Origin of the sequence: Aeromonas sp. s13, assembly GCF_040907905.1 — a bacterium.
GTDB classification, from domain to species: domain Bacteria; phylum Pseudomonadota; class Gammaproteobacteria; order Enterobacterales; family Aeromonadaceae; genus Aeromonas; species Aeromonas veronii.
Genome location: NZ_JBFOCS010000007.1, coordinates 42,735 through 67,949, shown reverse-complemented (window position 1 = coordinate 67,949; position 25,215 = coordinate 42,735). Strand labels below are relative to the sequence as shown.

General features: G+C 57.3%; 23 protein-coding genes. 11 read left to right on the top strand and 12 right to left on the bottom strand.

Going from position 1 to position 25,215, the window contains the following annotated elements:
- Positions 1–147: 147 nt before the first annotated feature.
- From AB5Y82_RS01150 to AB5Y82_RS01105, 10 genes are all read right to left on the bottom strand, one after another.
- Entirely contained in the window at positions 148–762 is a 615-nt protein-coding gene (locus AB5Y82_RS01150) for an OmpW family outer membrane protein (RefSeq protein ID WP_111901633.1), read from the bottom strand.
- A 458-nt stretch (positions 763–1,220) separates the two neighbouring features.
- A complete protein-coding gene (locus AB5Y82_RS01145; protein ID WP_368173542.1) occupies positions 1,221–2,894 on the bottom strand; it encodes a diguanylate cyclase in 1,674 nt (557 codons plus the stop codon).
- Positions 2,895–3,015: 121 nt separating this feature from the next.
- A complete protein-coding gene (uvrA, locus tag AB5Y82_RS01140; RefSeq protein ID WP_279488779.1) occupies positions 3,016–5,844 on the bottom strand; it encodes an excinuclease ABC subunit UvrA in 2,829 nt (942 codons plus the stop codon).
- Positions 5,845–5,933: 89 nt separating this feature from the next.
- Positions 5,934–6,359, bottom strand: coding sequence for a curli-like amyloid fiber formation chaperone CsgH (gene csgH / locus AB5Y82_RS01135; protein WP_279488778.1), 426 nt, complete (start codon positions 6,357–6,359; stop codon positions 5,934–5,936).
- Positions 6,359–7,948, bottom strand: a complete 1,590-nt coding sequence (locus AB5Y82_RS01130; RefSeq protein WP_368173541.1) for a curlin — start codon at positions 7,946–7,948, stop codon at positions 6,359–6,361. The genes csgH and AB5Y82_RS01130 overlap by 1 nt, the downstream gene beginning before the upstream one ends.
- 34 nt (positions 7,949–7,982) lie before the next feature.
- Positions 7,983–8,504: a curlin gene (locus AB5Y82_RS01125; protein WP_042080925.1), complete on the bottom strand. Its 522-nt coding sequence runs from the start codon at positions 8,502–8,504 to the stop codon at positions 7,983–7,985.
- A gap of 187 nt (positions 8,505–8,691) precedes the next feature.
- Positions 8,692–9,531 carry a CsgG/HfaB family protein gene (locus AB5Y82_RS01120; RefSeq protein WP_368173540.1) on the bottom strand — a complete coding sequence of 280 codons (840 nt, stop codon included), beginning with the start codon at positions 9,529–9,531 and terminating at the stop codon, positions 8,692–8,694.
- Between the two features lie 7 nt (positions 9,532–9,538).
- Positions 9,539–9,940 carry a curli assembly protein CsgF gene (locus AB5Y82_RS01115; protein ID WP_019445195.1) on the bottom strand — a complete coding sequence of 134 codons (402 nt, stop codon included), beginning with the start codon at positions 9,938–9,940 and terminating at the stop codon, positions 9,539–9,541.
- 11 nt (positions 9,941–9,951) lie between these two features.
- Positions 9,952–10,395, bottom strand: coding sequence for a curli production assembly/transport protein CsgE (locus AB5Y82_RS01110; RefSeq protein ID WP_005355005.1), 444 nt, complete (start codon positions 10,393–10,395; stop codon positions 9,952–9,954).
- On the bottom strand, positions 10,395–11,042 hold the full coding sequence (locus AB5Y82_RS01105) for a LuxR C-terminal-related transcriptional regulator (RefSeq protein WP_042080923.1): 648 nt from the start codon (positions 11,040–11,042) through the stop codon (positions 10,395–10,397). The genes AB5Y82_RS01110 and AB5Y82_RS01105 overlap by 1 nt, the downstream gene beginning before the upstream one ends.
- Positions 11,043–11,468: 426 nt before the next feature.
- Here AB5Y82_RS01105 and AB5Y82_RS01100 point away from each other — a divergent pair, with 426 nt between their 5' ends.
- Positions 11,469–12,056 carry a single-stranded DNA-binding protein gene (locus AB5Y82_RS01100; protein ID WP_005340181.1) on the top strand — a complete coding sequence of 196 codons (588 nt, stop codon included), beginning with the start codon at positions 11,469–11,471 and terminating at the stop codon, positions 12,054–12,056.
- A 149-nt stretch (positions 12,057–12,205) separates the two neighbouring features.
- Positions 12,206–12,949, top strand: a complete 744-nt coding sequence (locus AB5Y82_RS01095) for an ABC transporter substrate-binding protein (protein ID WP_111899864.1) — start codon at positions 12,206–12,208, stop codon at positions 12,947–12,949.
- 72 nt (positions 12,950–13,021) lie between these two features.
- Here the strand turns inward: AB5Y82_RS01095 and AB5Y82_RS01090 are convergent, their stop codons facing one another.
- A complete protein-coding gene (locus AB5Y82_RS01090; RefSeq protein WP_005306071.1) occupies positions 13,022–13,144 on the bottom strand; it encodes a hypothetical protein in 123 nt (40 codons plus the stop codon).
- A gap of 463 nt (positions 13,145–13,607) precedes the next feature.
- Here AB5Y82_RS01090 and AB5Y82_RS01085 point away from each other — a divergent pair, with 463 nt between their 5' ends.
- From AB5Y82_RS01085 to AB5Y82_RS01050, 8 genes are all read left to right on the top strand, one after another.
- Complete coding sequence (locus AB5Y82_RS01085) at positions 13,608–14,510, top strand: cation diffusion facilitator family transporter (RefSeq protein WP_043822581.1); 903 nt, start codon at positions 13,608–13,610, stop codon at positions 14,508–14,510.
- A gap of 146 nt (positions 14,511–14,656) precedes the next feature.
- Positions 14,657–14,941, top strand: a complete 285-nt coding sequence (gene yjbD / locus AB5Y82_RS01080; protein ID WP_005340165.1) for a DUF3811 domain-containing protein — start codon at positions 14,657–14,659, stop codon at positions 14,939–14,941.
- Between the two features lie 594 nt (positions 14,942–15,535).
- The gene (gene cspA, locus AB5Y82_RS01075) at positions 15,536–15,748 is read left to right on the top strand and encodes an RNA chaperone/antiterminator CspA (RefSeq protein WP_005316548.1); all 213 of its coding nucleotides are present in this window, start codon (positions 15,536–15,538) and stop codon (positions 15,746–15,748) included.
- Between the two features lie 305 nt (positions 15,749–16,053).
- Positions 16,054–17,412 carry an NCS2 family permease gene (locus AB5Y82_RS01070; RefSeq protein ID WP_042032197.1) on the top strand — a complete coding sequence of 453 codons (1,359 nt, stop codon included), beginning with the start codon at positions 16,054–16,056 and terminating at the stop codon, positions 17,410–17,412.
- A 238-nt stretch (positions 17,413–17,650) separates the two neighbouring features.
- A complete protein-coding gene (gene dhaK / locus AB5Y82_RS01065) occupies positions 17,651–18,721 on the top strand; it encodes a dihydroxyacetone kinase subunit DhaK (RefSeq protein ID WP_040067692.1) in 1,071 nt (356 codons plus the stop codon).
- Positions 18,722–18,730: 9 nt separating this feature from the next.
- Complete coding sequence (dhaL, locus tag AB5Y82_RS01060) at positions 18,731–19,360, top strand: dihydroxyacetone kinase subunit DhaL (protein WP_075116115.1); 630 nt, start codon at positions 18,731–18,733, stop codon at positions 19,358–19,360.
- Between the two features lies 1 nt (position 19,361).
- Positions 19,362–20,078, top strand: coding sequence for a dihydroxyacetone kinase phosphoryl donor subunit DhaM (dhaM, locus tag AB5Y82_RS01055; protein ID WP_368173539.1), 717 nt, complete (start codon positions 19,362–19,364; stop codon positions 20,076–20,078).
- A 138-nt stretch (positions 20,079–20,216) separates the two neighbouring features.
- Positions 20,217–21,299, top strand: coding sequence for a glycerol dehydrogenase (locus AB5Y82_RS01050; protein WP_111899862.1), 1,083 nt, complete (start codon positions 20,217–20,219; stop codon positions 21,297–21,299).
- A 94-nt stretch (positions 21,300–21,393) separates the two neighbouring features.
- Here AB5Y82_RS01050 and dhaR read toward each other — a convergent pair whose 3' ends face one another.
- Positions 21,394–23,295, bottom strand: a complete 1,902-nt coding sequence (gene dhaR / locus AB5Y82_RS01045) for a dihydroxyacetone kinase operon transcriptional regulator DhaR (protein WP_368173538.1) — start codon at positions 23,293–23,295, stop codon at positions 21,394–21,396.
- A 465-nt stretch (positions 23,296–23,760) separates the two neighbouring features.
- Here dhaR and AB5Y82_RS01040 point away from each other — a divergent pair, with 465 nt between their 5' ends.
- Positions 23,761–24,858, top strand: coding sequence for a hypothetical protein (locus AB5Y82_RS01040; RefSeq protein WP_368173537.1), 1,098 nt, complete (start codon positions 23,761–23,763; stop codon positions 24,856–24,858).
- Positions 24,859–25,215 lie beyond the last annotated feature (357 nt).

Sequence of the window (25,215 nt, the reverse complement as noted above, 5' to 3'; positions counted from 1 at the left end):
AAAGCGGCAGGTATTTAATTGATTTGTATCGGGTTGGATCACAGTACAGACAAAATCAGACAACCAAAAAAAGCCCAGCACAAGCCGGGCTGAAAGAGACGCACTTTGCTATCTTCCGCGGTCCGTTCAGAACCGCAGTCAGAATCATTAGAAGCGGTAGCCAACACCCACCATAAAGGCCATCGGGTCGATATGTGTTTTAAAAGTGCCAACGCCATCGACTTTGACATCAGTGTCAATGTCCATAATCCAGGCAGAACCGTTCACAAACCAGCGGTCGGTCACAGCCATATCGATACCAACCTGGCCCGCCAATCCCCATGAGTCATCAAGACTGATATTGGCGCCATCCAGTTTGCCAACACCCTTCTCGTCAAAGAAGGTGGTGTAGTTGATACCGACACCAACATAAGGACGAACCTTGCTCTTGGCATCACCGAAGTAGTATTGACCCATCAGGGTAGGCGGCAGGTGCTTAACTTTGGCAATTTCCCCCAATCCAGCAGTGCTCACACGATGGGAGAACGGGGTTGCAGCCAGCAACTCAACACCCCAGTTGTCGGTGATCATATAACCGAGGGTCAGGCCAAGCTGTTGATTACTGTTAATCTCAAATTCACCGGTACCCAATACGTTGTCACTGCTCTCCTGAGGAGAAACGATGGCCAAACCACCACGAACCAGAATATCACCAGCCTGATGGGCCATGGCGAATGGAGAGGTCACTGCAGCGGCAATCATCAGAGTAAGTAATTTTTTCATCACGTAATCCCTTTTTTTGTTTTCATTTGATGCTGTAAGCCCGCTGACTATATGCCCTTGTAAATGCAAAGTTATTGACTTGGAGCAAAGGTTGCACAGAAATAAATCGATTGGTGTGACATCTTTGCGCGCCATCCCAATCTCGTTGAGCCCCCAGACAACAAGCTGAAATACCTGTTTCGACAGGTTGTAACTACCCGCATCCAGCGCCAAAAGGAGCAAACAAACCACATCTTATTGCACGGCAGTGCGGCGATTAATTGTTGTTTATATGGGTAAATCAGCGTATTTTTTGCGCCATACAAGTTACTGGTAAGTAATGGTTTATTTATGAAAAATGAGTCGAAATGGCAAAAGGTGGGGGCCTTTCTCGCGGCCGTGTGGGGAATCGGATCCTTTCTCTTTATCCTGCTCGGTTTTATTGTCGCCCTGGCCTATCTGGTATTGGTACGGCAGGGTTAATCCGGATTGACAGAGTGCAGCAGGGTGATATTCCCCCCTTCGGCAAGCTGTTCCGGAGTCTGGCCCATTCCCTCCGCAGAGAGGGGACCAGCGTAGCCACACCACCGATTTCGCCCGCCGACTTTGGCCTGATACAGCGCCATGTCCGCCAGTTTGAAGCTATGACTCCAGAATGAATCCGGGTACTCCGGGTGCAACGGATAGCGGCAGAACCCCAGCGACACCGTCAACCAGAGTGGCGCATCCTCTCTGCCAAAGCGGTGCTGAGCGACACGCTGGCGCAGATATTCGACCCGCAGCGCCAACTCTTGCTCGTCATCCACTTGTAGCAGCAACAAGAACTCCTCCCCGCCCAGCCGGATGATCGGCTCGCGCTCCCCTGTCACCACCTTGCGCAGCAGATCCGCCAACTGTTTCAGCACCAGATCCCCGATGTCATGGCCAAGGCGGTCATTGATCCGCTTGAAATGATCCAGATCCAGCAGCAATAACAGACAAGGTTTGGCCCGGTTGGCCTGCAACAAGCCATCGAGATAGCGACGATTGAAACAACGGGTCAAGGGGTCGGTGAATGCAGCCATCTCCATCTGGCTGGATTTTTCCAACAAATCATCGTGTTGCTGACTAACCTTGCTGGCCATCTCCTTGAACTTGCCGCTCAGGGTCGCCATCTCGGCGCTGCTGTCGATATAGGGGATCAAGGTGGCATCTGGCCGATCGCCAAAGCGTTGCAGCGCCGACACCAGCTGCTGCAACGGGGTAAGCACAATGCTGTTGAGCCGGTACATGGCGATCATGACGCAGATAAAACTGATAAACAGCATGCCGATAAAGGTCCAGAGCGCCCCCTCCATGACGCCACTCAAGATCTTTCTCTCCTCCTCAATCACCAGGGTCAGTACCGGCTGGTTATCGCTGTTGAGCAGTCGCACCTCTCCCCTGAGCCGGGTCAGCCCAAGGTCGATCAGGCGATACGTTATTTGCGGTTTCAGTGGTTTGAAGGTAGCTGTGACATCCAGATTGGCGTGGGAGATCGCCAGTGGCAGCGCGGTACGCTCCGATACTTGCTCGAGGTAGGCCTTGTCGAGCCAACGAACAACCAGCAAGAAACCGTTGAACGGTGCCGACTCGTCACTGTTTCTGATCGGCTGCCACGAGTACATTAGCGGCCCCCACTGGGAAGCGCGGATCCCGTGCAGATTGATGCCCCCTTGTGCCACCGAGCGTTCTCTCAACTGCTTTTTCAGTTCATCAAGGAAGTAGGGAAACTGATCCGGATTGATCCCCGGCGCATCGGGTAGCAGGGTACGCGTCCAGATTTCGTAGCCGGTGAGATCCATGAAGCTCATCAGGTTGAGACTAAAATCCCGCATCGGCATATCACTGAACAGGTTGGATTCGATGTACCCCCTGCTTTTGTTGTCCATAAAACGGTGACTGTCATCCCAGATGCCCCAATCCCGACTGAATGCATCCAGAGCTGCCACATCCGCCTGCACCGCCTTGGTCACGCGCAGCAGATGCTCCTTCATTCGCTGCTCTTCAATCCGGCTGGCAGCCGGGATCTGGGCCCACGCCAGCAGGACCAGCAATAGCAGGATCGCCCCCAGCCAGATGGGGAACATGGAGTAAGCCAACTGATGATCAATCGTGCGCGGAGCCTGAGCCATAACCCGATATATCCATTACCATGATGCTGAGATGCCAAGCCTGCCCACACCTGACGAGCTTCCCCCTATGCTCCCGATTTATATAACAAAAAGGGGCCAAAGGCCCCTCGATTATAACGGCTTATCGCGCCAATAGTGGCCGCAAAAAACGAGCTGTATGAGACTCTTTATTGGTGCAAATCTCTTCCGGCGTCCCCGTCACCAGAATGCGGCCACCACCTGCCCCTCCCTCCGGACCCAAATCGACGATCCAGTCGGCAGTTTTTACCACATCAAGATTGTGCTCGATGATGACGATGGTGTTACCGCGATCCCGCAGCTGGTGCAACACCTTGAGCAGTTGCTGGATGTCGTGGAAGTGCAGGCCGGTGGTCGGCTCATCCAGAATGTAGAGGGTCTGACCGGTATCCCGCTTGGAGAGCTCCCGCGCCAGCTTGACCCGCTGCGCCTCCCCGCCCGACAAGGTAGTAGCAGACTGGCCGAGACGGATATAGGAGAGGCCCACGTCCATAAGGGTCTGCAGCTTGCGCGCCACCGCTGGCACCGGATCGAAGAACTCGCGGGCATCTTCCACCGTCATCTCGAGGATTTCGTGGATATTCTTGCCCTTGTACTTCACCTCCAGGGTCTCGCGGTTGTAGCGCTTGCCCTTGCAGACATCGCACGGCACGTAGACATCCGGCAGGAAGTGCATCTCTACCTTGATGACCCCATCACCCTGGCACGCCTCGCAGCGACCCCCTTTCACGTTGAAGGAGAAGCGGCCCGGCTGGTAGCCGCGTGAACGCGCCTCCTGGGTGCCGGAGAGCAGCTCGCGGATCGGGGTAAACAGGCCGGTGTAGGTGGCCGGGTTGGAGCGTGGGGTACGGCCGATGGGGCTCTGGTCGATATCCACCACCTTGTCCAGATGCTCCAGCCCCTCGACGCTGCGATAGGGTGCCGGGGTGGACTCGGTCGCCTTGTTGAGCTCGCGATGAGCGATGCGGAACAGGGTGTCGTTGATCAGGGTCGACTTGCCGGAGCCGGAGACGCCGGTGACGCAGGTCATCACCCCGATGGGCAGATCCAGGTTGACGTTGCGCAGGTTGTTGCCGCTTGCCCCCTTGAGTTTCAGCCACTTGCCGGTGAGCGGCGTGCGCTCGGCCGGAATGGCGATCTGTTTGCGACCGGAGAGGTAGTCACCGGTGAGCGACTCCGGATTGTCGATGATCTGCTGGGGGGTGCCCTGCGCAACAATTTCGCCGCCATGCACACCCGCCCCCGGGCCGATGTCGAGCACATGGTCGGCGAGACGAATGGCATCCTCGTCGTGCTCCACCACGATCACCGTGTTGCCCAGATCGCGCAGATGGGTGAGGGTCTTGAGCAAACGCTCGTTGTCGCGCTGATGCAGACCGATGGAAGGCTCATCGAGTACATACATGACGCCCACCAGCCCGGCACCGATCTGGCTGGCCAGTCTAATGCGCTGCGCTTCGCCACCGGAGAGGGTCTCGGCGCTGCGGGACAGGCTCAGGTAGTTGAGACCCACATTCACCAGGAAGCCGAGCCGCTCGACGATCTCTTTGAGGATCTTCTCGGCGATCTGGGCGCGCTGGCCGGTGAGGTTCAGCCCCTCAAAGAAGGCGAGTGCATCGCCGATGGACTGCTCGGCGATGGCCGGCAGGTTGCGGTTGTCGACGAAGACGTGACGCGCCTCCTCCCGCAGTCGGCTGCCACCGCAGCTGGTACAGGATTTGTTGGCGATGTATTTGGAGAGCTCTTCACGCACCGAGTTGGATTCGGTCTCCCGGTAGCGTCGCTCCATGTTGTGCAGGATCCCCTCGAACGGGTGCTTGCGCACCACCACGTCGCCGCGGTCGTTCATGTAGCGGAACTCGATCTCGGTGCGACCGGAGCCGCGCAGGATCACCTCCTGGGTCTTGACCGGCAGATCCTCCCACGGCGTCTCCAGATCGAACTTGTAGTGCTCGGAGAGGGATTTCAGCATCTGGAAGTAGTAGAAGCTGCGCTTGTCCCAGCCACGGATGGCGCCGTTGGCCAGGCTGATGGCCGGATCGCCGATCACCTTGGCCGGATCGAAATATTGCTGTACCCCGAGACCGTCACAAGTCGGGCAGGCTCCGGCCGGGTTGTTGAAAGAGAAGATGCGCGGCTCCAGCTCCGACATGGAGTAGCCGCACTCCGGGCAGGCGAAGTTGGCGGAGAAGGTCATGGGGTCGACCCCCTCCTCGCCATCCATTGGCGCCACCAGCACAATCCCACCGGATAGGGTCAGCGCCGTCTCGAACGACTCGGCCAAACGCAAGGCAAGGTCCTCGCGCACCTTGAAGCGATCCACCACCACCTCGATGGTGTGCTTCTTGTGCAGCTCCAGCGTAGGAGGATCGGAGAGATCGCACACCTCGCCGTCGATACGGGCACGGATGTAGCCCTGGGCCGCCAGATTCTCCAGCAGCTTGGTGTGCTCACCCTTGCGATCGCGCACCACCGGGGCCAGCAGCATCAGCTTGCTCCCCTCCGGCTGGGCCAGCACCTGATCCACCATCTGGCTGATGGTCTGGGCGGCAAGCGGAATGGCGTGGGTCGGACAGCGCGGCTCACCGACCCGGGCAAACAGCAGACGCAGGTAGTCGTAGATCTCGGTGATGGTGCCGACGGTCGAGCGCGGGTTGTGGGAGGTGGACTTCTGCTCGATGGAGATGGCGGGCGAAAGCCCCTCGATATGGTCGACGTCCGGCTTCTCCATCAGGGAGAGGAACTGGCGGGCATAGGCGGAGAGGGACTCCACATAGCGTCGCTGCCCCTCGGCATAGAGGGTATCGAACGCCAGAGAGGATTTGCCCGAACCGGAGAGGCCGGTGACCACGATCAGCTTGTCGCGGGGCAGGGTCAGATTGATGTTCTTGAGGTTGTGGGTGCGAGCACCCCGGACCACGATCTTTTCCATCTTGTTGCACGCTCGATACAGAAACCTGAGCGAGTCAGTATGGCATAGAGACTACTGGATGAATAGACAGTCATGAGATGAAATGCGCATCATCCGGCGCACGCCATCTGCTCTTTTTTCTCCACCAGCAGCCGCTCGTTTTGCCATATCCGGGCGGTGACCTCGACCCGATAGGGGCAACGTAAACCCAGCCCTATTTTGCCAACCGCCATGACCACTCCAGCCTGCAGCGACAGATTACGGCTCTGGCGCTGAGTCGTCCTCCCGGCGGCCCCTTCGCCATACACCAGCAACCTGAAGCTCACCTTCAAGTTGCGCTTGCTGAGCAGCGTCGGTGCAAGTGACAGCCCCTGTTCGCTCTGCACTATATTGAGGGACAAGCGGATCGACGGATCGGGTTCTATCTCGGTTTCCCTTGCAGTTGCTGGTGAAGGAACGCGATAAACCAGCATCAACCCACAGAGCAGCACCAATAAAAGAGGGGCCCGCAGGCCCCTGAATACGGAGATGACCATCAGTTGCTACCAGACCCCTGATAGACATAGGCCATGTTATCGCTGCCATAGACAGTCACATTGGCAGTGTTGAGGCTGTCGGTTTGTGCAACGTCGACTTCGTTATTGCCACCGCCCATGCCGCCATTGACGTAAACGTTGGCCACGTGTTTTTCACCTAACTGGCTTACGGTGAGCGTGTTGTCGCTCCCCAGATAGGATTCGACCTTGGCGCTGTTCAGTTTCCCATCCTGAGTCACTGTCACCACAGAGTCAGAGTGAGACGCATCGGCATAAGCCCAGTTGTCAGTACCTTTCTGAGCCACGACCAGCTCGTTGTCCGAGCCCCAGGTCCAGGCTCCTTTGCCCTCAACGCCACGCGCGGCGGCAACCTGGTTGCCAGTGCCGTTCTGGTCAATATCGACCTTGTTGCGACTACCCTCCTCTTGCACTGCATTGGCATAGTTGTCGCTACCCAACTGATCGATAGTGACAGATCCACCCACGCTGGTGGCCAGCTGATCAACCACCGCCTGGTTATTGCTGCCATTCTGAGCGACCTGTGCAGTGTTGCCAGACCCCTGCTGGTTGGTATCGGCCTGGTTGCCATTACCCAGCTGAGTCACGACCGCCGTTTCACCAGTTCCGCTCTGTCTGGCATTGGCGATGTTCTCGTTACCATTCTGGGTGATGGTCAACAGATCCTCAGAACCTCTCTGCTCAGAGTCGATCTGGTTACGACTCCCGGTCTGGGTCAGAAGGGCGGTTTCACCGGAACCAGCCTGTTTGGCCAGCAGGTTGTTCCCTTGTCCGGCGGTCGCACCAGACTGCTGGGCTGTCACGCTGCCAGCGGTCCCGCTTTGCTCCACCGTTGCCACGTTGGCCAGCCCCAGCTGAGTGACCTCGGCAGTATTGTCATTGCCACTTTGCTTGACGACCGCAGAGGTGCCCTCGTTTGCGCCGTAACCGAAGTTGCTTGTACGTTGTGCGACTAAGGCCGTGTTATTGCCACCCTCTTGAGCCACGCTGGCAACGGCACCATCGGATTCGCGTTGATCGACATCCGCAATATGTCCACCTTCTCCTGACTGGGTAATGGTAGCGCTGGCATAATCAGACCAGTAGTTATTGATCTGCGCGCTGTTACCATCCGCTTGCTGCTCAATCACTGAAATGGCGCCGTTACCATCATCCTGTTTAATGAGAGCATTGTTACTGTCACCGAGCTGGCTCACCCGGGCCGTGGCCTCACCGTTGTAGTACTGCTGGGTAATCGAGGCCTTGTTCAGCAGCCCGCTGGTATCAATGGTCGCGGTCGATTTATTGGTCACCCCCTGCTGCAATACCTCCCCTTCGTTCTGGCCACCGGCTTGCTTGATATCAGCAGTGGAAGCACCGGTATTGCGCTGCTCGGTCGAGGCGAGGTTGCCGTTACCCTGCTGATAGATGGCCGCCTTGTTAGCCGTGCTCTCCTCGACCTGCTGGATGTACGCCAAGTTGCCGGTGGAGAATTGAGCCTGAGTCACCTCAGCCTGATTGCCAGTAGATGCCGCCCAAGCGGTGCTGGTCGCCAGAAGAACTGCCGAGGCAATGATGGTACGTTTAAACATGATTTCCCTCTCGTGCTAATGGTTGAGCCTAGGCTCAGTTGGTTTGAACGACATTTACTTGCTGATTGGCTCCCGTCTGAATAACGGTTGCTGCCAATCCGTTACCGTTTTGCTCGATGCTGGCCTGATTACCATCACCCAGCTGGATCGCCCGGGCCTGATTGTCTGCCCCTTGCTGACTGATCCAGGCTTCATTACCGCTACCTTGTTGCAGCAGCCAAATCCGGTTATTGATGCCCGCCTGATAGAGCTCGGCGCTATTGCCCTCGCCCAGTTGCGCACCATTGACCCAGTTCTCATCTCCCACCTGGGAGAGCGCCAACTCATTGGCCCAACCCTGTTGCAGCAGACGCGCCTGATTCAGCTCCCCTTGCTGGGTGAGGTGCAGTTGCTGCTCGCTACCGAGTTGCCACAACAGCGCCTGATTCCCATCGTTCTGCAGACCGGAATCCAGCTCGCTTGCCATCGCCAGCTCGTCGAAGACGGCAGGCTCTGCGGCGAGTTGCGGGGCGCCCGATATCAGCAGGAAAAAGAGAGCACTCAACAGGTGTTTCATCGCGCCATCGCCTTGTTGGAAAACGCCCACAGTATCCCTGTCAGACCAGAGGCGGCCTATCAGGCACTCCGCTGATTCGAGGATGAAAAGCGCCGCCCTGTCGCTGAGCAGAAAGTCTTAATTCGTATTCGATGGAGGCCAAAAAAAATGCCCTCCACCAGGGAGGGCATTGCACGAGCGGGAAAACTCAAAGCAGCGGGGCATTGTCTTGCAGGTACTCCTGCAGGATCGGATTGTCGATATCCCGCTGGTCGGCCAGTTGCCACAGATTGTCCCGCACACCATTGGCTATCAGCCGGATCACCCCGGACTCGATAGCCGACATGACACACATCTGTACCGGTTCATTGGTGCTGAAACCGGCCTCGGCCTCCAGCAGGCGCTTGTACTCGACGAAACGGAATACCCCGGCCTGCACCTGTTGCGACAATACTGTCTTGGAGGTGGTGACACTGTTCAGGATCCGGCCTGAACGGATATCGACGGCGCGCAGATTGACCGTCACCTGATCGACCCGATACTCCCTGCTGGCACCGATGCCAAAATACTTGGCCCCCGCCCCGCCGGTTCGCACATTGCTGTCATAGGCGACGATCCCCCCCTCGATCAGGATGTTGGCGGCAACCAGAGAGGGCAGTTGATTGGCATTGTTGCCGGGAACGTTGGGCTTGTTCTGGGCCGCCCGCACAATCTTGCGTTCAGTCAGCAGGTTCTGCAGCCCCTCTCGCTCCAGCGGCACAAACCATTGAGAGTCCCACAAGGCCGTGCTCAGCATGGCCACCCCACCCTGGGTGACCGCCGTGGAGAAGTTGGACGCCGGTGCAGGCAGGTACTGACCTGTCTGATCGCGAAAATCGTAGACGGCCGCGACAATTTTCCCTTTTGGCTTGGGCAGACTGATCAGCTCCTTGTAAGAGACGGATCGCGGCATAAGGGTTGCCTTCTCATCGGCAACGGGTGAGCCGATATGGGTCGCACAGCCAGCCAGCGCAAGCAGGGGCACTATCAATAACAGTTGTCGTTTCATCGCGCCCTCAGTCGGCAATCAGGCCATTCACTTCGATCATGGTGGTCTGGTTGGTCACCCGGTCGGTGATCGAAACCACCAGGGTGCCATCTTCATCCACCACATTGATGGCAAAATCATCGGTCACCAGACTGCCGCTCTGGCTGCCATCCTTGCCGATATCGGCCAGCAGCTGGCTGATCAGGCGGGATTGCAGGTTGGAGGTCAGGCGATCCAGCGCCGAGGTGCCGCTGCTACCGCTGCCACTGGCGGGATCCTTGTAATCATTTTGCGCATTGGCGGTGCCAAGCAGATGACTGCTGTTGAGAGGGTTACCCCCAAAGCTGGGGTTGACGGGGCGATAGACAAGCTCCGACGCATGGAGCGTTGGCGCTATCAGTGCAGCAACTAGCCATAACCGGGCACGCATGAAAAATATCCTTATAGTTCATCATGTTCCAAATCGAAGGTATCCATGAACAGGGTCGCGATCTTCTGCTGTTCGAGGGTCTGCCTGACCTGTGACCAAGCCAGTTTGGCGCTCTGCTCCTGCTGATTGCGGCCGGGAGAGAGCGCGGTTTTAAAAATCACCTTCCGGTTATGAGTGATCCAGATCAGGCTGCCCCAGCGAGCTGTCGGGCGCTCATGAATAGTCAGATTTTCTCTGGCATCCGGGTCTTCATCGCTGCGCAACCGGGTAAATTCGTTATAAAAGCCCTGACCGAAACGGGTAAAGGTGCGATCCAGTACCAGACCATCCACATCCAGCCGATCACTCTCCTGCTCCGGCTGCACCGACTCCAGCGGTGTATCAGCCTCGGCTGCCACAACGGTCGTGCAGCCCCAAAGCAGCGCGAGGCAACACGCCACAGAGAGCGCTTTCATCAGTGGGAGTCCGGAGCATCGAGATACTCTTTGGCCCAGCTCACCGCCTGGATCCGGTTCTTCACATTCAGCTTTTTAAAGACGTTATAGAGGTGGGATTTGACGGTATGCTCGCTGACAAACAGGCTGTCGGCGATCTCGACATTGGAGGCGCCCGTCATCAGATAACGGATGATCTCCTGCTCTCTGGCGGTCAGCAGAGTGTCGTTACGCAGCAGATAACTGTTGCCCTGGCGATAGTATTCGACCAGCTCGCACAGCAGGTGGCGCGGCATCCAGTACTCGCCCAACAGGATTTTCTGCAACCCGGCAACCAGTCTGTCGAGCGGATCCTGACGGAAAAACAGACCGCAGATCTGCGGCCACATCAGCAGCAGGTCGCGATCCGTCGCAGTGGGAGCATTGAGCAGCACGGTGGTCGCCATGCCAAAGCGTTCGGAGATCGCCCGGTTCCAGCCCAGTGACTGGCCGGAGCGAATATAGTCGAGATCGATGAGAAACAGCGTGCCGTCACACTGGTTATCTAGCTGATTAATCTCGTGGATTAGCTGGACGGGACGGCTCAAATGAGAGATGAGGTATGCAGCAAATGTGCTGGCCTGCACATTATTTTCAGTGACCAGTGCGATCGGGCATGCGGCTTTCATTGTGTGCTCTTCCTTGAACCTGTAAACCACCTAATCTGGCCGACTGAGTCTACCAAGGAGGTATGGGAGCACAATATTAAAAAAGTATGAGAATGGATCTCATAAATATCGTAACCATATGTTTTTAGTCGATTTAAAAACCTATTCCAATTCGCCAATCGGCCAGCATAACAGGAATATATGGCAGAAATGTGATGCCGGACGCGCCGGAAACAGCAGCAACCCGACCATCACTACGGCAGGAGCCAACAGTTACCTTTGGCACATCAAGCAGGTTAAGGATGCTGCCAATCCGCTTCGCAACTGTTACTATGACCGTCACATGCGTCTGCGGGACATTGCGCCCCGCACACAGCAACTAATCAGGTATCTAGTCGTGTTGGACCAGGTTTCGACCTGGCCGGTAAATAAGGTGGAAGAGAGATTATGGCCAGTCGAGGCATCAATAAAGTCATTCTGATCGGTAACCTCGGGCAAGACCCGGAAGTACGCTACATGCCGAGTGGCGGTGCTGTGACCAACATTACTCTGGCTACCTCCGAAACCTGGCGCGACAAGCAGACCGGTGAGCAGAAAGAGCGTACCGAATGGCATCGCGTCGTCTTCATGGGCAAGTTGGCCGAAGTGGCTGGCGAGTACCTGAAGAAGGGCTCCCAGGTCTATGTGGAAGGCAAACTGCAGACCCGCAAATGGCAAGATCAGAGCGGCCAGGAGCGCTACACCACTGAAGTGCTGGTCGACAGCTTCACTGGCGTGATGCAGATGCTGGGTGGCCGTCCGCAAGGCGGTCAGGGTATGGGCCAGAACATGGGTGGCCAATCCCAGGGTAACTGGGGTCAGCCACAGCAGAGCATGCCTGCCCAGCAGCCGATGAATCAGCAGCGCCCGGCACCGGCTCCGCAGCAGAATATGCAGCCGCAAGGCGGTTATGGCCGTCCTGCCCAGCAGCCGCAATCTGCGCCGCCGGTATATAACGAGCCGCCGATGGATTTCGACGACGATATCCCGTTCTAAGAACAGAATATTGAAAAGGCCCTGATAACTCAGGGTCTTTTTTTATGCACTCAGGCTGAACCTCTCAGCCCGAAAGGGATATAACGCTTTTTGGTTGCCTCCCCTACAGTGATGGATATTCTCCACAGGAGCGCTTTGTGAAAAGTGCAATGAAACTGCTCACCCCTTTATTGCTAATGCTGACCAGCATGCTCTCCGGCCAGTTGCAGGCAACGCCACTCAAGGTCGGGGTCAGCTTTGCCATCCCCCCTTATGTCATCGAAGGCGAGAATCGCGGCATTGAGCTGGATCTGCTGAAAGAGGCGTTCGCTGGCAGCGGCTATGAGCCCAACTTTGAATTTCTGCCGCTGGAGCGTACCTTCCGCCTGTTCGAGTCAGGAAAGCTGGATGCCATCATCAACGTCAGACCCGGTATGGTTGATCCTCACGTTCTGACCCAGCCCGTTATCACCTTCCATAACCGGATCTTCACCCTGCGCAGCACCCACATCAATACTCTGGACGACCTGCATTCAAAACGGGTTACCGCCTTTCAACGGGCAAGGATCATTCTGGGGGGCGCGTTCGCCACCATGGCCAACCAGAATCCCCACTATGAGGAGGTAGCCAAGCAGCAGGTGCAGGTACATCAGCTAATGCGCGGCAGGGTGGATGCAGTCGTACTGGAGGAGCGGGTGTTCTACTACTACCTCGACCAGCTGATTGCCACCGCTCAGGCAGGCGAGCACTACGAGCGCAATCAGGTCAGGCAAGCAGACCTCTTCCCGCCCACCGTCTATCACTTTGCCTTCCGAACGGCCGATGCCCGCAATCTGTTTGATAAGCGCCTTGAGGCGATGCGTCAGGATGGTCGTTATCACCAGATTTTCGCGGCTTACGGCGCCACACCGTGAGCCACAAACATAAAAGCCAGCCGGTAAGGGCTGGCTTTGTACTGGCTCCGAAGGAACAGCAGTAGGGGAGCGTTACTTCATTGCGCTGCCGTTTTTCAGTTCTGCTTTCTGACGTTTGGCTTCGCGTTTCTCTTTCAGTGACATCTGCGGTTTTTTCTTGGCATCTTTGCCGTTGTGATGTTCTTTGTTACTCATCATCAAACTCCAAAAATGTTACCCAGACAGTTGGTTCCCAGAGGGAGCCAGCATGCCATCCGAATCATCAACTTCAGTACGCTTGGTGGGATGGTGCAAGACCATCACCAGACCCAGCATACCCTCCAGCGGCATCCGGATCCAGCCTCATTCTCGTCCAAAAAATGCTGTGCTCCGCCCCCTGAGCGCAGAGGCCAAAGGACCTCGACAGGAAAGATCCAAAAAGAGTAATTCGCATTATTAAATGTTGTCACGCTTATATTAAGCCATCGTTACCTGGATATTTTCACGGATAAATATAAATCCCTCTCATTATTTATTGCCGCGCAAGAGGTCACCATTTTAATAAGCATTCGCAATATCATCAGAAACATCAGGTTACAACACCGAATAGGTTATTTCCGGTCAGCCGGATATAATGCGCGCCGCACCGAAATATCCGTTTTTATTCAGGAAGCTGTACATGAACAGAAAAACCAGAGCCGCCATGGTGTCGGTCTGCTCCAATATCAGTCTGATCATCATGAAAATGGTAGCCGGGTTCGCCAGCGGCTCGGTCAGTATCATCTCGGAGGCGATCCACTCCGCCATGGATCTGGTGGCGGCCCTGATCGCCCTGTTCGCGGTGAAAAAGTCCGATCTCCCGCCCGATGAGCGCCACCCCTATGGTCACGACAAGATTGAAAATGTCTCCGGTGTCATCGAAGCACTGCTTATCTTGCTGGCCGCAGGCTGGATCATCTTCGAAGCTGTCGACAAGCTAATCACCCCCAGCCCGATTGAAAGCATTGGCTGGGGCGTGCTGGTGATGGTGATCTCGGCGCTGGTCAACAGCGGCGTCTCAGCCTACCTCTACAAGGTGGCCCGGGAAGAAGAGTCAGTTGCATTGGCGGCCGATGCGCTCCATCTCAAGGCGGATGTGCTCACTTCAGCCGGTGTCGCCGTCGGTCTTGGCGGGATCTGGCTGGCCGGTCTGTTCGGCCATTCACTCGCCATCCTCGACCCGCTGGTCGCCATTGCGGTCGCCATCTTTATTGTCAGAGAGGCGATCAGCATGCTCAACGAGGCCTTCCAGCCGCTGATCGACCAGAGCATGAGCCCGGAAGAGCTGGCGATGACCAGCCGCATCATCACCGAATGCTGCCCTGCCGCCAGCGGTTTTCACGATCTGCGCAGCCGTCGTGCCGGTCGTCGTCGCCATATCGACTTCCATCTCACCCTGCCCCCGGAGATGAGCATCGGCGAAGCCCACGATATCTGTGATCGCATCGAACACGCCATCATGGCGCAGTTGCCCCACGCCATCGTGCTGATCCACGTCGAGCCGGAGGAGCAAGAGCTGCCCTCACCGCTCGCCATAAATTGAAATGTGGCAAACAGGCGGGAAAGTGGCAGCGAAATAACGGAAAGTTGGCACAAACCCGCATTTTTACTGCCGGAAAGCCGATTGCATAAGAAGTGATCGGCACAACTGTGTTAGGGTGTCTAACCACCCTGCCGCAGGAGCGCGCCGTGAAAAAGCTGGAAATGAAAGATCTGACCGAGGCCGAAAAAGCCGAGATAGCCTTGTTATTGCAAAAGGCACAAGCCAATGCAGACCACCAGCTGACCAACGGAGAGCGGAACAAGATCCGCGAAGAGGGTCGCCTGAAAATTGTGGCCGACCGCGCCGAAGCGGCCAAGGCAGCCTCCAAGCTGGCTCGCGAGAAAGCCAAAGAGCGCGCCAAAAACCAGGTACTGCCGGAAACCTTCAGCTGGATTGATTCGGTCAGCAACAAGTTTCGCAGCAAGCGCTGATCCCCTCTTGCAAAACGCCCGCTGGCACTTGTGCCTGCGGGCGTTTGCATGTCTGGGCGATGCTCGATGAGCCAGATTTGGCGCCGCCATTGATTTGCAGCCCAGAAGCTAATCGCAGCAGCAAAGAAGTGATTTACATTGTGAGTTAGAGAGAACGCCAACTGACAATCCCCATCTATCGCCAGCTTTTCATTTTTTCTCATATTTTTTGCCAGAACTGGCTACATAGTCAGGACAAAAAAGCCGAATCTGACTTGCCACAGGGTGATATGAGTCTGCACTGATTTTTCTATGCCGTTGAAATGCATCATGTTTACTATAAAAAATGATATTTTTGGCTGTTACAAAACATTAATATCGAGATAAAGTTTGCTTTAAAAATGAGAGCGTGTTTTAATCTTTCTCGATGGTTCGGCAGTTCAGACCTGATTATGTTAGGCAGTCATTTTAGTAAAGCAGTGATTAGCATAAGCGTTATCCTCGGATAATTCTTATCAAATAATTCTCCTTCTTTAGTGCTCCCCATACGTATTGCTGACGAAAAATCAAAAATTGCCATTTAGGTGGCATTCAACACTATTTAAGGAAATTATTATGTCTAACAAAATGACTGGTACCGTTAAGTTCTTCAACGCTGAGAAAGGTTTTGGTTTCATCTCCCCGGCTGACGGCAGCAAAGACGTGTTCGTACACTTCTCCGCTATCCAGTCCACCAGCTTCAAAACCCTGGACGAAGGTCAGCGCGTTGAGTTCACCATCGAGCAAGGCCAGAAAGGCCCGGCTGCTGCCAACGTAGTTGGTCTGTAATTCAAGCCGGAGCATGCTGCTGATGGCTCATGCCAACTGCTGACAGCTCTGCAAGAATTTAAAAAAACCCGCTTAGGCGGGTTTTTTGTTTTTCCCCGCTTTTTCCTCACAGCTCTCACCTCGCCCGACCGCTTGATCCCTCCCTTACACGCTCTCACCGCTTGAGTCTTAGAATGAGCTCCGAATGGACTCAAAATGTAAAATAGTGACGAAAAAGTCAGGTTATCCGCTGTATTTGCCGCGAATTCTTGCTATTTTGCGCGCCACCAACGCAAACGATTTCCTTCACACTTTCAGGATTAGTTATGGCAAAGCAAGATATGGCCGCCCAAACAGGGACAGGCGGCTTTCTGGACTCTTATTTTTCCATTTCTGCGCGCGGCAGCAGCGTGCGTCAGGAGCTGGTCGCGGGGCTGACCACCTTCCTGGCGATGGTCTACAGCATCATAGTGGTGCCGAATATGCTGGGTGCTGCCGGCTTTGAGCAGGGCCCGGTGTTTGTGGCCACCTGTTTGATCGCCGCCTTCGGCTCCCTGCTGATGGGGCTGTGGGCCAAGCTGCCGATGGCCATCGGTTGCGCCATCTCCCTCACCGCCTTTACTGCCTTCAGTCTGGTACTGGGTCAGGGGCTGAGCATTCCGGTCGCCCTGGGCGCCATCTTCCTGATGGGGGTGCTGTTCACCCTGATCAGCGTCACCGGCGTGCGTCAATGGATCCTGGATAACCTCCCCTCCGGCATCGCCCACGGCACCGGTATCGGTATCGGTCTGTTCCTGCTGCTGATCGCCACCAACGGCGTCGGCATGGTGATCAAGAACGAAGGGGCCGGTCTGCCGGTGCAACTGGGTGAAGTCACCGCTTTCCCGGTCATCATGACGGTGCTGGGTCTGGCCGCCATCTTCGGTCTCGAGCGTCGCAAGGTGCCGGGCGGCATCCTGATGGTGATTATCGCCATCTCCATCCTCGGTCTTATCTTCGACCCGAAAGTGACCTGGCAGGGCTTCTTCGCCATGCCGAGCCTGACTGGTGAGAAAGGCTCACTGGTGGGCAGCATGGATCTGCTGGGCGCCCTCAATCCGGTGGTCATTCCGACCGTACTGGCGCTGGTGATGACCGCCGTGTTTGACGCCACCGGCACCATCCGTGCCGTGGCCGGACAGGCGGGTCTCATCAACGAACGTGGCCACATCATCAGCGGCGGCAAGGCCCTGACTGCCGACTCCGTCAGCAGCATGGTGGCAGGCGCCGTTGGCGGTGCTCCGGCTGCCGTCTACATCGAATCTGCCGCAGGCACCGCGGCCGGTGGCAAAACCGGTCTGACCGCCGCGCTGGTCGGCGTGCTGTTCCTGCTGATGATCTTCCTCTCCCCGCTGAGCTATCTGGTACCGGCTTACGCCACCGCACCGGCTCTGATGTACGTCGGTCTGCTGATGCTGGGCAACGTCACCAAGCTGGACTTCAGCGACTCGGTCGATGCGCTCTCCGGCATGCTGTGCGCCGTCTTTATCGTGCTCACCTGCAACATCGTGACCGGCATCATGCTGGGCTTCGTAGCGCTGGTCATCGGTCGTCTGTTCGCTGCCGAGTGGAAGAAGCTGAACGTCGGCACCGTCATCATCGCCGTGGCGCTGGTGGTTTTCTACGCCGGTGGCTGGGCCATCTAACCCGTCCGCATATTCCGGTTATAGCCAAGGGCCCTGCGGGGCCCTTTTTCATGGCTGTGAGTCAGCTAACAGTTTCCCGCCCGCCAGCCCTGCGCCGTTTCAGATTGAAACACCCATCTCCCTTCTGCTGTTTCAAATCCGAACCAAATCGCCCGTCATTTTTATCCCTTTTTCTGTCGTTAGACTGGCTCCATCAACCATTTGCCCACCCGAGCGGTGGCAAGCCAAGGAGTGAGCCATGAAGAAACTGATCAATGCCGTCGATGCCGTGGTCCGTGAACAACTGATGGGGATGGCAGCCGCCCACCCCGAGCTCAAGGTACGTATCGAACCCCACTACATCACCCGCGCCGACTCCCCCGTGATGGGCAAGGTGGCGCTGGTCTCCGGCGGTGGCAGCGGCCACGAGCCGATGCACGGCGGGCTGGTGGGCAAAGGGATGCTGGATGGCGCCTGCCCCGGCGAGATTTTTACCTCCCCGACGCCGGATCAGATGTACGAGTGCGGTCAGGCCGTTGATGGCGGCGCGGGCGTGCTGTTTCTGGTGAAGAACTACACCGGCGACGTGCTCAACTTCGAAACCGCAGTCGAGCTGCTGCACGGCGACGGGGTCAAGGTAGGCTTCGCCCTGATCGATGACGACGTGGCGGTCAAAGACAGCCTCTACACTGCAGGTCGCCGTGGGGTTGCCACGACCGTGCTGTGCGAGAAGCTGGTCGGTGCCGCCGCCGAAGCAGGCTACGATCTGGCGCGCTGCGAGGCGCTGGCACGTCGCATCAACAACCAGAGCCGCACCATAGGCGTGGCCATGCATGCCTGCACCGTGCCTGCCGCTGGCAAGCCCTCCTTCACTCTGGCGGACAACGAGCTGGAGTTCGGCGTCGGTATCCACGGCGAGCCGGGCATCGAGCGCCGCCCCTTCACCGACCTCAATACCCTGGTGGACGACATGTTCAGCGAGCTTGCTGACAACACCCCCTATGGCCGCACCCTGCGCCATTGGGATCGCACCAGCGGCAGCTGGCAGGAAGAGCACACCTTCATCGAACCGCTGAATGCGGGCGATCGGGTCATCGCGCTGGTCAACAGTCTGGGCGGTACCCCCATCTCCGAGCTCTATGGCGTCTATGGTCGCCTCGCCACCCTGTGCGAAGAGGCGGGCATCCATCTGGTGCGCAACCTGATTGGCCCCTACTGCACCTCCCTCGACATGACCGGCATCTCCATCACCCTGCTCAAGGTGGATGACGAGCTGATGACCCTGTGGGATGCCCCCGTTCACACCCCCGCCCTGCGTCGCGGCTGCTAAGGAGAACCCATGTTAAGCAAGCATCACATCGTCAACTGGCTGCTCGACTGCGAACACATCTTTACCGAGCAGCGTGACTACCTCACCGCGCTGGATACCGACATCGGCGACGGCGACCACGGCCTCAACATGCAGCGCGGCTTTGCCAAAGTGGCCGAGAAACTGCCTGCGGTGGCGGACAAGGATATCGGTCAGGTGCTGAAAACCACTGGCATGACCTTGCTCTCCTCGGTCGGTGGCGCCAGCGGCCCGCTCTATGGCACCTTCTTTATCCGGGCCGCGGCCAGCACCGACGCCTGCCAGAGCCTGAGCCTCAGTCAGCTGTGCAAAATGCTGAGTGACGGGGTCGAGGGGATCGTCTCCCGCGGCCGCGCCGAGCCGGGCGACAAGACCATGTGCGACGCCTGGTGGCCAGCACTGGCCGCCCTGCAACAGGCGCAGCAGCAAGAGTTGTCGATCAGCGAAGCGCTGGACAAGGCGGTGGCAGCCGCCGCAGCCGGTACCGAGGCCACCATCCAGATGCAGGCTCGCAAGGGGCGCGCCAGCTATCTTGGCGAGCGCAGCATCGGCCATCAGGATGCCGGGGCCACCTCGACCCTGCTGCTGCTGACCGCCCTGCGTGACAGAGCGAGGTTGTGACATGATCGGAATCGTAGTTGTCTCTCACTGCGCCATGCTTGCGGCCGGTTTGAAAGCGCTGGCCGACCAGCTCGGCAGCCCGGCCCGATTGCTGCTGGCGGCCGGGGTCGATGACCCCGACCACCCCATCGGCACCGATGCCATCGCGGTGATGAGTGCGATTGAAGAAGCGGATGACGGCAGCGGCGTGCTGGTGCTGATGGACTTGGGCAGCGCCCTCTTGAGCGCCGAGACCGCCCTCGAACTGCTGCCCCCGGAGCTGAGCGCCCGGGTGCGGCTCTGCCCGGCCCCGCTGGTCGAGGGCACCCTGGCCGCCGTGGTGGCGGCCGGTTCCGGCCTGACGCTGGATGAGGTCGCCGCCGAGGCGCTCGGCGCGCTGGGCCCGAAACAAGCGATGCTGCCTGCCAGTGCGGTGCAAGCCGCCACTGAGACTGCCCCCGTTACCGACGACGGCTGGCTGCGCTGCGAGGTGCTGGTGGATAACCCCCACGGCCTGCATGTGCGCCCCGCCGCCCGACTGGTGGCCGCCCTCAAGCCCTTTGCCGCTGAACTCAAATTGCAAAAGGGGGACAAAGAGGCCAACCCCCGCAGCCTGACCCGGCTCGCCATGCTCAACGTGCGTCAGGGCGACCAGCTCACCCTGCTGGCGCGCGGGGAGGATGCCGCCGCAGCACTGACCTGCTTCCAGCAGCTGGCCGCCGAGCGCTTCGGCGACTGACGCCACTGCTTCAAGGGGCTGCACTCGCTCGCTGAGCCTGTGCAGCTTCATTCAAGACGAAGGAGTCCCCGGCACTGCCGCCCCTTCGCCCCTGTTAGTTTCAAAAGAAGTCTTATGAACTAGAGAGAGGGATAGAATATGGACCGCATTATCATCAGCCCCAGCAAATACGTGCAAGGCAACGGGGCCCTCGCCAATATCGGCAACTACGTCAAAGCGCTCGGTAGCAAGCCGCTGATCTTGGCTGACGCCTTCGTCACCAAGCTGGTGGGCGATACCGTGGCCACCAGCTTCCACGGCGCAGGCATCAAGCCCGAGTTCGACTGCTTCAACGGCGAGTGCTCCCGCCCCGAGATCGACCGTCTGCTGGCCCGCTGCAAGCAGACCCCGTTTGACGTCATCATCGGCATCGGCGGCGGCAAGACGCTGGATACCGCCAAGTCGGTCGCCTTTTACCAGAAGGTGCCGGTGGTCATAGTGCCCACCATCGCCTCCACCGATGCCCCCACCAGCGCGCTGGCGGTCATCTACACCCCGGAAGGGCAGTTCAGCGAATATCTGATGATCCCGACCAACCCCAACATGGTCATCATGGATACCGGCGTGGTCTCCCGCGCCCCGGTGCGGCTGTTGGTCTCCGGCATGGGGGATGCGCTCTCCACCTACTTCGAGGCGCGTGCCAACAAGGTTTCCGGTTGCCAGACCATGGCCGGGGGCGCCTCCACGCTGGCGGCGCAGGCCATCGCCGAGCTCTGCTACAAGACCCTGCTGGCCGATGGCTACAAAGCCAAGCTGGCGGTGGAACAGGGGCTCTGCACCAAGGCGGTGGAGAACATCATCGAGGCCAACACCTACCTGAGCGGTATCGGCTTCGAGAGCAGCGGTCTGGCCGCCGCCCACGCCATCCACAACGGCCTGACCCAGCTCGCCGAGTGCCACCACCTCTATCACGGTGAAAAAGTGGCGTTCGGTACCCTGGTGCAGCTGGTGCTGGAGAACGCGCCGATAGCGGAGATTGAAACTGTGCTGGGCTTCTGCCGCTCTGTGGGCCTGCCGACCAACCTGCATATGATGGGGGTCAAGGAGCTGGATATGGCGCGCCTGATGGAGGTAGCCAAAGCCTCCACCGCCGAGGGCGAGACCATCCACAATATGCCATTCAAGGTCACTGCCGAGGATGTGCTGGCGGCCATCGTCACCGCCCACCAACTGGGGCTGTAACCACGCCACCACAGACCCTGCCATATAACACGGCCCCGCAACTGCGGGGCCTTTTCGTTTTCTACGGGCCGGTTTGCAACGGCCTCAATAGCCATCAGCCGTGATAGTCGGCGGGATCGATCTCGAGCAGCTTGAGTCGTCGCCACAGGGTGGTGCGGCTGATACCCAAATGCTGAGCCATCTGGCTCACCTGCCCCTTGCAGGCGTGGGCGCAGCGCAGGATGGCTTGCCGCTCCAGCTCCGCCAAGGTGAGCAGCGGTTGCCCCACCACCTCGTCGGCCACCTGCTGATAGCCGTGCCGAATGGCGGCAGGCAGCGCCTCGGGCGGGATCGGCCCCTGACCGGCATGAAGCAGCGCATGCTCGATGGCGCTGCGCAGCTCCCCCAGATTGCCAGGCCAGGGATAGGCGAGCAGACAGTCGAGGGCCGCCGGACTGAACTGGCGTACCGGCTCGCGCCCCTGCGCCCCTAGCTGCTGGCTGATCAGGCCCGGCAGATCCGCCGCGCGCTCCCGCAATCCCGGCAGCCACAGCTCGCACGCCTGCAAGGCATAGAGCAGCTGGCGGCCAAACAGTCCCTCCTGCACCAGCTGCTCCAGCGGGGCGCTGCTGGTGGCGATGATCCGCACCTTGAGCGGCAGAATGCGGGCCGAATCGAAGCGCTGAATACGGCCGGTCTTGAGCAGTTGCAGCAGCGCCGCCTGCATGGGGGCAGAGAGGCACTCCACCTGCTCCAGTACCAACGTGCCGCCGTGGGCCAGCTCGAACTTGCCCGCCCGCTCCTGCCCCGCCTCGTCGGAACCCATCAACTCCAGCGCCATCCGCTCGCTCGGCAGCGCCTTGCAGTTGAGGGTAATGAGCGGCCCGGCAGCCCGCTCGCTGCCAAAGTGGATCGCCTCCGCCAGTTGGGCCTTGCCCACCTCCTCCTCGCCGCGCAGCAGGATCGGCCCCTGACTCTGGGCCGCCTGCCGGGCGTAGCGCAGCAGCTTGCGCATGGCGCTCGACTCCCCCACCAGCGCCGACAGCTCGGGCACCGTCTGGCGCAGCTGATGAATGGCCCGCAGCCGATCGACCGGGTGCAGCAAGGCAATAAAGCTGACCCCCTCCGGCCCCGGCAACGGCTTGAGGCTCACCAGCGCATTGATAAACTCCCCCTCCTGCGCGCCAAGCCGCTCCAGTGTCACCTCCACATGGCTGAGCGGCGTCTGGCCCTTGATGGCCAACTGTAACCGCTGGGGCAACAGCAGGTGCTGCTCCAGCGGTTGGCCGAGACAGAGCGCCGGATCGAGCCGCAGCCGGTGGGCCGCCAGCGCATTGAGGTAGCGCAAGCGCCCCTGAGGGTCCCAGGCCAGCACGCCGTCATCCATACCATCGAGCAGGGCGTAAAGCTCGCTCAGGTGGTGCTGGGACTCCTGCATCAGGGTTTCCATCTGCAGCAGATGGGCCAGCTCGCGCCCGGCGCTGACGGTGAGCGCCAGATCGCCGGCGCTCGCCTCCTCCACCTTGCAGATCAAAGCTATGATGGCGACCTGACGGCCATTGCTGTTGTAGACCGGGCTGGCGCAGCTGTGCCACGGGTGCAGAGTCTGGTTGAAATGCTGGGGGCCGCTGACGCAGAGCGGCACTCCCTCCAGCGCCGCCAGATTGATGGCATTGGTGCCGATGCGCCCCTCGCTGAAAAAGGCACCGGGGCCAAACCCCAGCGCTGCCAACTCCGCCAGCGTGCCGGGGTGGCCGGTCTGGGCCAGCAGGCAGCCGCTCTCGTCGGTGAGCAGCAGGGCGCAGGGGCGCCCCTCCATAAATTCGTAGAGATCCTCGAGGGCCATCTCGCCGGTGGTGAGCAGGTCGCGCTTGCGCTGGCGCAGGCTCTGCAAGGTCTGCCCCTTGGCGCTGTGGGGCGGATGCCAGAGGGTGGCACTGGTCTGGTGGGCGCAGCGCAGCCAGGATGCCTGCAGATAGTCGGGCCAAGCGAGCAGCGGCTGAAGGTCAGATGGCATGGTCACAGCAATATCCGGCAAGATGTGAGCCGACCATTTAACCACGCCAGCGCCCCCGATTCAGTGACCTACCTCAGAGGGTGGCAACCCCGCCCTCCTCCCGGTCGGGTTCACCGTCGGCAAACTGCTGGCCGAGCCAGTGGCAGAAGGCGCGGCACTCCTTCGATTTTTTGATATATAGCCCCCGATCACACTCCTGACTTGTTTATGAAAAGGAGGCCATATGGCGCTTTCCATTGCCGCCCCTTAAGGGTATTTTTGCTCAGTAGCGAAAAACAGAGCCAAAGGGAAACATTTGGCGAATGCGTTCAGCACTAGAGAGTGGTCGGCAATGTTGTTATTTAAAATGAACTTTTCGTGGCGACGTTCAAGGCGAACCAGAGTTATATGGAAAGCTCTATTAACGGATTAGTACAGCCTTCCATCTAATATTCTCTATATATTTAATCATTGTTCGGAGATTCAATGGCACAAGGTGTGGTTTCAGATAATTGGTCGCTTCAAGATATATCCAGACTATTAACATCAGGTATGGACGATAGCTCAGCAGATGAAATAATTGTGAAAGGCCATAGTCATTCATACAACTCAATTTCATTCGCATCTGTACAAACAGAAGCTCTCTTTGATTTTATTACTGACTTAGTTCTTCGTGATGAAATATTGGTTGAGGAAAAGTTCTCACATGTTTGGACTGCCTCAAACAGTCCTATTTTGAAAGCAAATAAACTAGGAGTAGTTAGAAGTTATCCATTTTTAAATGAACCTGAAAAATTAGTGTTGCCAAGAAATCGCATAATTGAACACATGTGTTCAAACGAATCGATCAAAAAATCACATCAAGAAAACGTAATTAGCTGGGAAAAGACCAAAAGAGCTGCAAACCCTTTGCTCTCTGCAACTATGTGGGGAGGTGCTGGAATGTGTGCGAGAAGTTTTGTTTATGAAAAAAGTTACACACCACATCCCTTGAGAAAAAGGTTTTTTGTTAATTCTGGGTTCATGTTACCTGCTGGCGATGCACTTCATCAAGTGACATCATTTTTGAATGATGAACAGATGAAAGTGTCAAAGAAAATTTATGGTACGGACTCACTTTATTCTTTGTTTGTAAATATGCCAGCGATCCCGCTTAGAGTGATACAAGAATCATCGTCAATTCCACAACTTATTGACGTAGCTTTAGAAATGAGAAAAGACTTTTTAAAACTACGAGAATGGCTCAAACAGTTTCAAAATGCGTTATCAAATGATGATATTCATGAAATCAATAATTACCGAAAACAACTAGATTCAGTATCACAAAATGTAAGTGCAAAGATAGGTTTAGGGGTATCAAATAAGCCAGTGACAATGGAAGCAGGAATGGGAATTTTTAAAATAGCAACTCAAGCTAACCCTATAAACTCACTCAAAAATCAATTTGGTGTTAGAGCAACGCTGAATAAATTGATTTTTGGTTCAAATGGTAAATCTGAAATTAAAAAGTTTGTAAAAATGTTCGATCAACATAACACTGGTATTGGTTATGATGTGGAGCGTCATTTTACTAAACATACATAACAAGTCGTTAAACTTGGATATATAACGGCTATGGGAGAAATTAGGACACCCACCTTTCTGAGCAAGTCGCCGTATCGCCAGCACAGCCAAGATGAGTGCCCCTTTTGGGTTTCCCTGATGGCGTATGTTGGTGCAATCAACAAACTAAACACCCTTGGTCTGCCTGACAGCCCGTAGGTTCGATTAGCCGTCAGGCGTAATCGGACGTTCGCGCAAATTGATTCCCCCACTATCACGGCCATCCATATTTCCCCTCTGCCAGATGCCGCTGATTCACGGAAACTCCGGGACAGCTGCATCTCGATCGTCCGATTACGCTTCGCTAATCGAACCTACATGGGATGGTAATAAACAACA

Bases quoted from the DNA above. Each gene is read 5' to 3' on its own strand.
- AB5Y82_RS01050 (WP_111899862.1), top strand. From the start codon at position 20,217: ATGGACCGCATTATCATCAGCCCCAGCAAATACGTGCAAGGCAACGGG.
- AB5Y82_RS01110 (WP_005355005.1), bottom strand. From the start codon at position 10,395: ATGAAAGCGCTCTCTGTGGCGTGTTGCCTCGCGCTGCTTTGGGGCTGC.
- uvrA (WP_279488779.1), bottom strand. From the start codon at position 5,844: ATGGAAAAGATCGTGGTCCGGGGTGCTCGCACCCACAACCTCAAGAAC.
- dhaK (WP_040067692.1), top strand. From the start codon at position 17,651: ATGAAGAAACTGATCAATGCCGTCGATGCCGTGGTCCGTGAACAACTG.
- AB5Y82_RS01125 (WP_042080925.1), bottom strand. From the start codon at position 8,504: ATGAAACACCTGTTGAGTGCTCTCTTTTTCCTGCTGATATCGGGCGCC.
- AB5Y82_RS01090 (WP_005306071.1), bottom strand. From the start codon at position 13,144: ATGAGTAACAAAGAACATCACAACGGCAAAGATGCCAAGAAAAAACCG.
- AB5Y82_RS01095 (WP_111899864.1), top strand. From the start codon at position 12,206: ATGAAACTGCTCACCCCTTTATTGCTAATGCTGACCAGCATGCTCTCC.
- AB5Y82_RS01115 (WP_019445195.1), bottom strand. From the start codon at position 9,940: ATGCGTGCCCGGTTATGGCTAGTTGCTGCACTGATAGCGCCAACGCTC.
- AB5Y82_RS01130 (WP_368173541.1), bottom strand. From the start codon at position 7,948: ATGTTTAAACGTACCATCATTGCCTCGGCAGTTCTTCTGGCGACCAGC.
- AB5Y82_RS01085 (WP_043822581.1), top strand. From the start codon at position 13,608: ATGAACAGAAAAACCAGAGCCGCCATGGTGTCGGTCTGCTCCAATATC.
- AB5Y82_RS01145 (WP_368173542.1), bottom strand. From the start codon at position 2,894: ATGGCTCAGGCTCCGCGCACGATTGATCATCAGTTGGCTTACTCCATG.
- AB5Y82_RS01100 (WP_005340181.1), top strand. From the start codon at position 11,469: ATGGCCAGTCGAGGCATCAATAAAGTCATTCTGATCGGTAACCTCGGG.
- dhaL (WP_075116115.1), top strand. From the start codon at position 18,731: ATGTTAAGCAAGCATCACATCGTCAACTGGCTGCTCGACTGCGAACAC.
- cspA (WP_005316548.1), top strand. From the start codon at position 15,536: ATGTCTAACAAAATGACTGGTACCGTTAAGTTCTTCAACGCTGAGAAA.
- dhaM (WP_368173539.1), top strand. From the start codon at position 19,362: ATGATCGGAATCGTAGTTGTCTCTCACTGCGCCATGCTTGCGGCCGGT.
- AB5Y82_RS01150 (WP_111901633.1), bottom strand. From the start codon at position 762: ATGAAAAAATTACTTACTCTGATGATTGCCGCTGCAGTGACCTCTCCA.
- AB5Y82_RS01040 (WP_368173537.1), top strand. From the start codon at position 23,761: ATGGCACAAGGTGTGGTTTCAGATAATTGGTCGCTTCAAGATATATCC.
- csgH (WP_279488778.1), bottom strand. From the start codon at position 6,359: ATGGTCATCTCCGTATTCAGGGGCCTGCGGGCCCCTCTTTTATTGGTG.
- AB5Y82_RS01120 (WP_368173540.1), bottom strand. From the start codon at position 9,531: ATGAAACGACAACTGTTATTGATAGTGCCCCTGCTTGCGCTGGCTGGC.
- AB5Y82_RS01070 (WP_042032197.1), top strand. From the start codon at position 16,054: ATGGCAAAGCAAGATATGGCCGCCCAAACAGGGACAGGCGGCTTTCTG.
- AB5Y82_RS01105 (WP_042080923.1), bottom strand. From the start codon at position 11,042: ATGAAAGCCGCATGCCCGATCGCACTGGTCACTGAAAATAATGTGCAG.
- dhaR (WP_368173538.1), bottom strand. From the start codon at position 23,295: ATGCCATCTGACCTTCAGCCGCTGCTCGCTTGGCCCGACTATCTGCAG.